At 66.9% G+C, this 6,167-nt stretch carries 6 protein-coding genes; 1 reads left to right on the top strand and 5 read right to left on the bottom strand.

The window, feature by feature from the left end; genetic code table 11:
• Window positions 1-163 precede the first annotated feature (163 nt).
• Window positions 164-814, top strand: coding sequence for a transposase (locus ACM0PY_RS03525; protein WP_111201221.1), 651 nt, complete (start codon window positions 164-166; stop codon window positions 812-814).
• A gap of 15 nt (window positions 815-829) precedes the next feature.
• On the opposite strand, the gene ACM0PY_RS03520 is transcribed toward ACM0PY_RS03525, so the two are convergent.
• The 5 genes from ACM0PY_RS03520 to ACM0PY_RS03500 form a co-directional block, all read right to left on the bottom strand.
• Window positions 830-2,086, bottom strand: a complete 1,257-nt coding sequence (locus ACM0PY_RS03520; RefSeq protein ID WP_065196580.1) for a cysteine desulfurase — start codon at window positions 2,084-2,086, stop codon at window positions 830-832.
• Window positions 2,083-3,345, bottom strand: a complete 1,263-nt coding sequence (gene sufD / locus ACM0PY_RS03515; RefSeq protein WP_134972067.1) for a Fe-S cluster assembly protein SufD — start codon at window positions 3,343-3,345, stop codon at window positions 2,083-2,085. Before sufD ends, ACM0PY_RS03520 begins: the two co-directional genes overlap by 4 nt.
• A complete protein-coding gene (sufC, locus tag ACM0PY_RS03510; RefSeq protein ID WP_134972066.1) occupies window positions 3,345-4,109 on the bottom strand; it encodes a Fe-S cluster assembly ATPase SufC in 765 nt (254 codons plus the stop codon). Before sufC ends, sufD begins: the two co-directional genes overlap by 1 nt.
• 74 nt (window positions 4,110-4,183) lie before the next feature.
• Complete coding sequence (sufB, locus tag ACM0PY_RS03505; protein WP_049414162.1) at window positions 4,184-5,659, bottom strand: Fe-S cluster assembly protein SufB; 1,476 nt, start codon at window positions 5,657-5,659, stop codon at window positions 4,184-4,186.
• A gap of 17 nt (window positions 5,660-5,676) precedes the next feature.
• On the bottom strand, window positions 5,677-6,132 hold the full coding sequence (locus tag ACM0PY_RS03500; RefSeq protein ID WP_049414161.1) for an SUF system Fe-S cluster assembly regulator: 456 nt from the start codon (window positions 6,130-6,132) through the stop codon (window positions 5,677-5,679).
• Window positions 6,133-6,167 lie beyond the last annotated feature (35 nt).

Here is a 6,167-nt window from a genome sequence, read left to right as displayed (position 1 = left end):
GGGGTCACATCCCTTACCCAACGCGAAAGGGATCTGACCCCGGTATCTACTGACTCAACGGCAGGCCATGGACCGACTGGCGCGGGCCCGGAATCGGCAGATGCTCGGGGTCAGATCCCTTTGCGCAGCGAAGGGCTCTGACCCCTGTTCCCAGGAGAAGCCCATGCCAAGGCCACCACGCATCGATGCGCCCGGTTACCCGCAACATGTCGTTCAACGTGGCAACAATCGCCAGCCCGTGTTCTTCACCGATGGCGACCGTGTGGCCTACCTGCGCCTGCTGTGCCAGCACGCGGACCAGCAGCACTGCCGGGTCCACGCGTACGTGCTGATGGACAATCACGTTCATCTGCTGGTGACACCTGATGTCTCCGGCGGGCTGTCACGGATGATGCAGGCCGTGAGCCGGACCTACGTGCGGCGGGTGAATGATCGGCAGGGCCGCACGGGAACCCTGTGGGAGGGGCGTTTCTACTCGACGCTGGTCGATACGGATCGCTATCTGCTGGCCTGCCAGCGCTACATCGAGCTCAACCCTGTCCGTGCGGGAAGGGTGGCGCGCCCAGGGGACTGTCGCTGGTCGAGCTATCGGGCGAATGCGCACGGCAGGCCGAATGCGCTGCTCAACCCGCATTCGGCATTCGAACTGATTGCCCTGGATCTGGATGAACGGCGCAGGCGCTATGCGGCGTTCATCGAGGAGGGAATTCCTGCCGCGGATGTGGCGGCGATCCGGCGAGCATTGCGGTCGCAGCGACGGTTGGCCGGTTCGCTAGCGGGGTCAGATCCCTTTCGCGATGCGAAAGGGATCTGACCCCGTCTGCCGGGGTTACCCCAGCAGCTTGCGTACCTTGGTCAGCGCGGTCATGAACCGCTCGATCTCGGCGTGCGTGTTGTAGAACGCCAGCGAGGCACGGCAGGTGGCGGCGACGCCGAAGTACTGCAGCAGCGGGTGTGCGCAGTGCTGGCCCGAGCGCACGGCCACGCCTTCCAGGTCGAGCAGGGTGGCCAGGTCGTGGGCATGCGCGCCATCGATCAGGAACGAGACCACGGCGGCCTTCTCAGGTGCCTGGCCGATGATGCGCAGGCCATCGACGCGGCGCAGCTCTTCGGTGAAGTGCGCCAGCAGTTCGGCTTCGCGCGCCTCCACGTTGTCCTGGCCAAGCTGCTGCAGGTAGTCGGCGGCCACGCCCAGGCCGATGAAACCGGCGATGTTCGGGGTGCCGGCTTCGAACTTGTGCGGGGCATCGTTGAACACGGTGCCGTCGAAGCTGACTTCCTTGATCATCTCGCCGCCGCCGAGGAACGGTGGCATCGCGTCCAGGTGCTCGCGACGCGCCCACAGCGCGCCGGTACCGGTTGGACCGCACATCTTGTGGCCGGTGATGGCGTAGAAATCGCAGCCGATCGCGGCGACGTCGACCTTGCGGTGTGGCACGGCCTGCGAGCCATCGACCACGGTGATGATGCCGCGCTTGCGCGCTTCGCGGCAGATCTCGCGCACCGGGTTGACCGTGCCCAGCACGTTGGAGACATGGGTGACCGCCAGCAGCTTGACCTCCGGGGTCATCGCCGCGCGCAGCGCATCCAGGTCCAGCGCACCATCGGGAGTGATCTCGGCCACGCGGATGGTGGCACCGGTACGCTGCGCGACCAGCTGCCACGGCACGATGTTGGCATGGTGCTCCATGCGCGACACCAGGATCACGTCGCCGGCCTTCAGTCGCGGCAGCGCCCACGAATACGCCACCAGGTTGATGGCGAAGGTGGTGCCGCTGCACAGCACCAGCTCGCTGGGGCGCACGTTGAGGAAGCGCGCCAGCGTGTTGCGCGCACCTTCGTAGGCATCGGTGGCTTCGCTGCCCAGTGCATGCACCGCGCGGCTGACGTTGGCGTTGTAACGGCGGTAGAACTCGTCCACCGCGCCGATCACCTGCACCGGCTTCTGGCCGGTGTTGGCATTGTCGAAATAGACCAGCGGCTTGCCGTGTACTTCGCGCATCAGCAGCGGGAAGTCGAGGCGGACGCGGTCCCAGTCGGGGGCGCCGGTGCGTTCTTCGATCGGGCGCGGCGTGGACAGGTTCATGCCACACCCGCCTCGGCCAGGGCCTTGTCCAGGCGGCGTGCCAGCTGCGCGCGCAGCGCGTCCGGCAGGATCTTCAGCGGTTCATGGCAGAACGCAGCGCTCAGCAGCGCCTGCGCCTGGGCCTGCGGCAGGCCGCGCGAGCGCAGGTAGAACAGCGCATTGGCATCGAGCTGGCCAACGGTCGCGCCGTGCGCGGCCTTCACTTCATCGGCGTCGATCACCAGCGTCGGCTGGGTGTCGATCTCGGCGTCCGCCGACAGCAGCAGGTTCTTGTTGGACAGGTTCGCGTCGGTGCCATCGGCGCCTTCGCGGATCTGGATGCCACCATGGAACACCACGCGGCTGCGGTTGGCGGCTACGCCGCGCCACAGCAGCTCGCAGGCGGTATCGCGGGCGATATGGTCGATGCCGAGGCGGGTTTCGACGTGGCGGCGGCCATTGCCGAGCAGCACGCCGTTGGCGGTCAGCCGGGCATTGTCGCCTTCCAGGCGCACGTTCAGTTCATGGCGGCTGAGCGCGGCGCCCAGTTCCAGGTCGACGCGGTGGTACTGCGCGTCGCGGGCCAACACCGCGTCGGTGCGCAGGAAGCTGGTCTGGCGTGCGCTGCCGGCCTGCACGCGGGCGTGCTTGAGCACGGCGTCGCGCGCGACGTGGGCATGCAGCACGGTGTTGTCCAGGTGGGCGGAGTCACCCACGCTGAAGCGGTGCTCGACCACGCCGAGGCTGGCGCCGGCACGCAGTTCGATCAGGTGGCGGTGATGCCAGGCCAGGTCGGTCTCGCCCGCCACACTGGCGAATACCAGCTGCAGCGGCGCTTCGACCTGCACGCCTTCGTCCACGCGCAGCACCACGCCTTCATCGGCCAGTGCGGCGTTGAGGCGGGCGAAGATCTCCTCGCTGCGCTCGTAGCGGCGGCCAAGGAAACGCACGGCGTCTTCGCCGGAGGCCAGTGCGGCTGACAGCGGCTGCAGCTGCACGCCGGCCGGCAGGACCTGCACGTCGCTCAGCGTGGCATCGAGGCGGCCGTTGACGAACACCAGGCGCGGCGCCGGGATGTCGTCCAGCAGCGCGGCGTCCAGCGCCGGGCCCTGCAGCGGTGCCGCAGCAAACGCACGGCGTTCCAGCTGGCGCAGCGAGGTGTACTTCCAGGCTTCATTGCGTGCGGCCGGCAGGCCGTCGCGCAGGGCCGCATCCAGCACTTCGCGGCGCACATCGCTGCCGCAGAAGGCCTGGGCCATCGAGTCGAGCAGGGCGCTCATCAGACCGCCGCCTCGGGCACGACCCGGTCCTTCAGGAAATCATAGCCGTGCGCTTCCAGTTCCAGCGCCAGCTCGGGGCCGCCGCTCTTGACGATGCGGCCATCGGCCAGCACGTGCACCACGTCCGGCTTGATGTAGTCCAGCAGGCGCTGGTAATGGGTGATGACCAGGAACGAACGGTCGGCGGCGCGCAGCGCATTGACGCCGTCGGCCACGCTCTTCAGCGCGTCGATGTCCAGGCCCGAGTCGGTCTCGTCGAGGATCGCCAGCTTCGGTTCCAGCACGGCCAGCTGGAAGATCTCGTTGCGCTTCTTCTCGCCGCCGGAGAAGCCTTCGTTGACGCCACGATGCAGCAGCTCGTCCTTCAGGTGCAGCACGGCCAGCTTCTGGCGCACCAGCTTGAGGAACTGCATGGAGTCGAGTTCGTCCTCGCCGCGTGCCTTGCGCTGGGCGTTCAGTGCCGCGCGCAGGAAGTAGGTGTTGTTCACGCCCGGGATCTCCACCGGGTACTGGAACGCCAGGAACAGGCCGGCAGCGGCACGCGCTTCCGGGTCCTGCTCCAGCAGGTCGACACCGTCGAACTGCACGCTGCCTGCGGTCACTTCGTAGCCGTCGCGGCCGGCCAGGACATTGCCCAGGGTGGACTTGCCTGCGCCGTTCGGGCCCATGATGGCGTGCACCTGGCCGGGCTTCACATCCAGCGACAGGCCCTTGAGGATTTCCTTGTCGCCAATGCGGGCGTGGAGATTGTCGATCTTCAGCATGGTGGGGGTTTCCGTGGGGCGGGCCTGGGCCCGCCGGTAAAGAGAATGCGTTTGCGAGGGGCAGGGGCGGGCGGTCAGCCCACCGAACCTTCCAGCGAGACTTCCAGCAGCTTCTTGGCTTCCACCGCGAACTCCATCGGCAGTTCGCGGAACACCTGCTTGCAGAAGCCGTCGACGATCATCGACACCGCGTCTTCCTGGCTGATGCCACGGGCGCGGCAGTAGAACAGCTGGTCGTCGGAAATCTTCGAGGTGGTGGCCTCGTGCTCGACGGTGGCGCCCGGGTTCTTCACCTCGATGTAGGGGAAGGTGTGGGCGCCGCACTGCTTGCCGATCAGCAGCGAATCGCACTGGGTGTAGTTGCGCGCGCCGTCGGCATTGCGGTCCACGCGCACCAGGCCGCGGTAGGTGTTCTGGCCGCGGCCGGCGCTGATGCCCTTGCTGACGATCTTGCTCTTGGTGCGCTTGCCGACGTGGATCATCTTGGTGCCGGTGTCGGCCTGCTGGCGGTGATGAGTCAGCGCGACCGAGTGGAACTCACCGACCGAGTCGTCGCCCAGCAGCACGCACGAGGGGTACTTCCAGGTGATCGCCGAGCCGGTCTCGACCTGGGTCCAGGTGACCTTGCTGCGCGCGCCGCGGCATTCGGCACGCTTGGTGACGAAGTTGTAGATGCCACCGACGCCGTTCTCGTCGCCTGGGTACCAGTTCTGCACCGTGGAGTACTTGATCTCCGCGTCTTCCAGTGCCACCAGTTCGACCACCGCAGCGTGCAGCTGGTTCTCATCGCGCATCGGCGCGGTGCAGCCTTCCAGGTAGGAGACGTAGGCCTTGTCCTCGCACACGATCAGGGTGCGCTCGAACTGGCCGGTGTGGCCGGCGTTGATGCGGAAGTAGGTGCTCAGTTCCATCGGGCAGCGCACGCCCCGGGGAATGAACACGAAGCTGCCATCGGAGAACACCGCCGAGTTGAGCGCGGCGAAGTAGTTGTCACCCACCGGCACCACGGTGCCCAGGTACTGGCGCACCAGCTCCGGGTGTTCCTTGATGGCCTCGGACATCGAGCAGAAGATGATGCCCTTCTCGGCCAGTTCCTTGCGGAAGGTGGTACCGACGGAGACCGAGTCGAACACCGCATCCACCGCCACGCCGGCCAGCTTGGCGCGCTCGTGCAGCGGCACGCCCAGCTTGTCGTAGGTGTCGAGCAGTTCCTTCGGCACGTCGTCCAGCGAGGCGTACTTCGGGCCCTTCGGCGCGGAGTAGTAGCTGAGCGCCTGCAGATCGATCGGGGCGATCTCCAGCTTGGCCCAGTCCGGCATCGGCATGGTCAGGAAGTGGCGGTAGGCGTCCAGGCGCCACTGCGTCATCCACTCCGGCTCGTCCTTCTTGGCCGACAGGGCACGGATGGTGTCCTCGTCCAGGCCCGGCGGCAGGGAGTCCGACTCGATCTCGGTGATGAAGCCAGCCGAATACTTGCGGCCGAGCTGCTCGTGGATCTCGCGGTTGGGGGTGTCGTCGTGGGCGACGTTTTCGATGGTTTCGGTGGCCATGGGGGGCTGCCTGTGGATCAGGAGACGACGTCAACAGCGATGGTGCGGCGCTGTTCGTCATCGGCAAGGGGAAGGGGGGGCAGGATCTGCGCAAGACTGACGTCGCGCAGGGCCTCGGAGACCACGTCGTTGATCAACCGCCAGCTGCTGCGCGCGCCGCACTTGGGTGCCATGCCGCACTGGTGGTGGTCGTGGCTGCATTCGGTCAGGGCCAGCGGCCCTTCCATCGCTTCGACCACTTCGAACAGCGAGATCTCGATGGCCGGGCGGGTCAGCCGGTAGCCGCCACGGACGCCGCGCAGGCCTTCGACCAGGCCGGCCTGGGCCAGCGGCTTGAGTACCTTGCTGACGGTGGGCGGCTCCAGGCCGGTGAATTCGGCCAGTTCGGTGGCACTGAGCACCTCGCCCGGACGGGCGGCGAGCACGGTCAGCACGACAGTGGCGTAATCGGTGAGCTTGGTGACGCGCAACATGGGGATGCGAGTGGTTCTTAAAGCGGACTGAAATT

Source organism: Stenotrophomonas sp. BR163, from assembly GCF_047520985.2.
Taxonomy (GTDB): domain Bacteria; phylum Pseudomonadota; class Gammaproteobacteria; order Xanthomonadales; family Xanthomonadaceae; genus Stenotrophomonas; species Stenotrophomonas sepilia.
The sequence above is the reverse complement of the archived record's forward strand: the minus strand, read 5'-3'. Positions and strand labels throughout refer to the sequence as shown.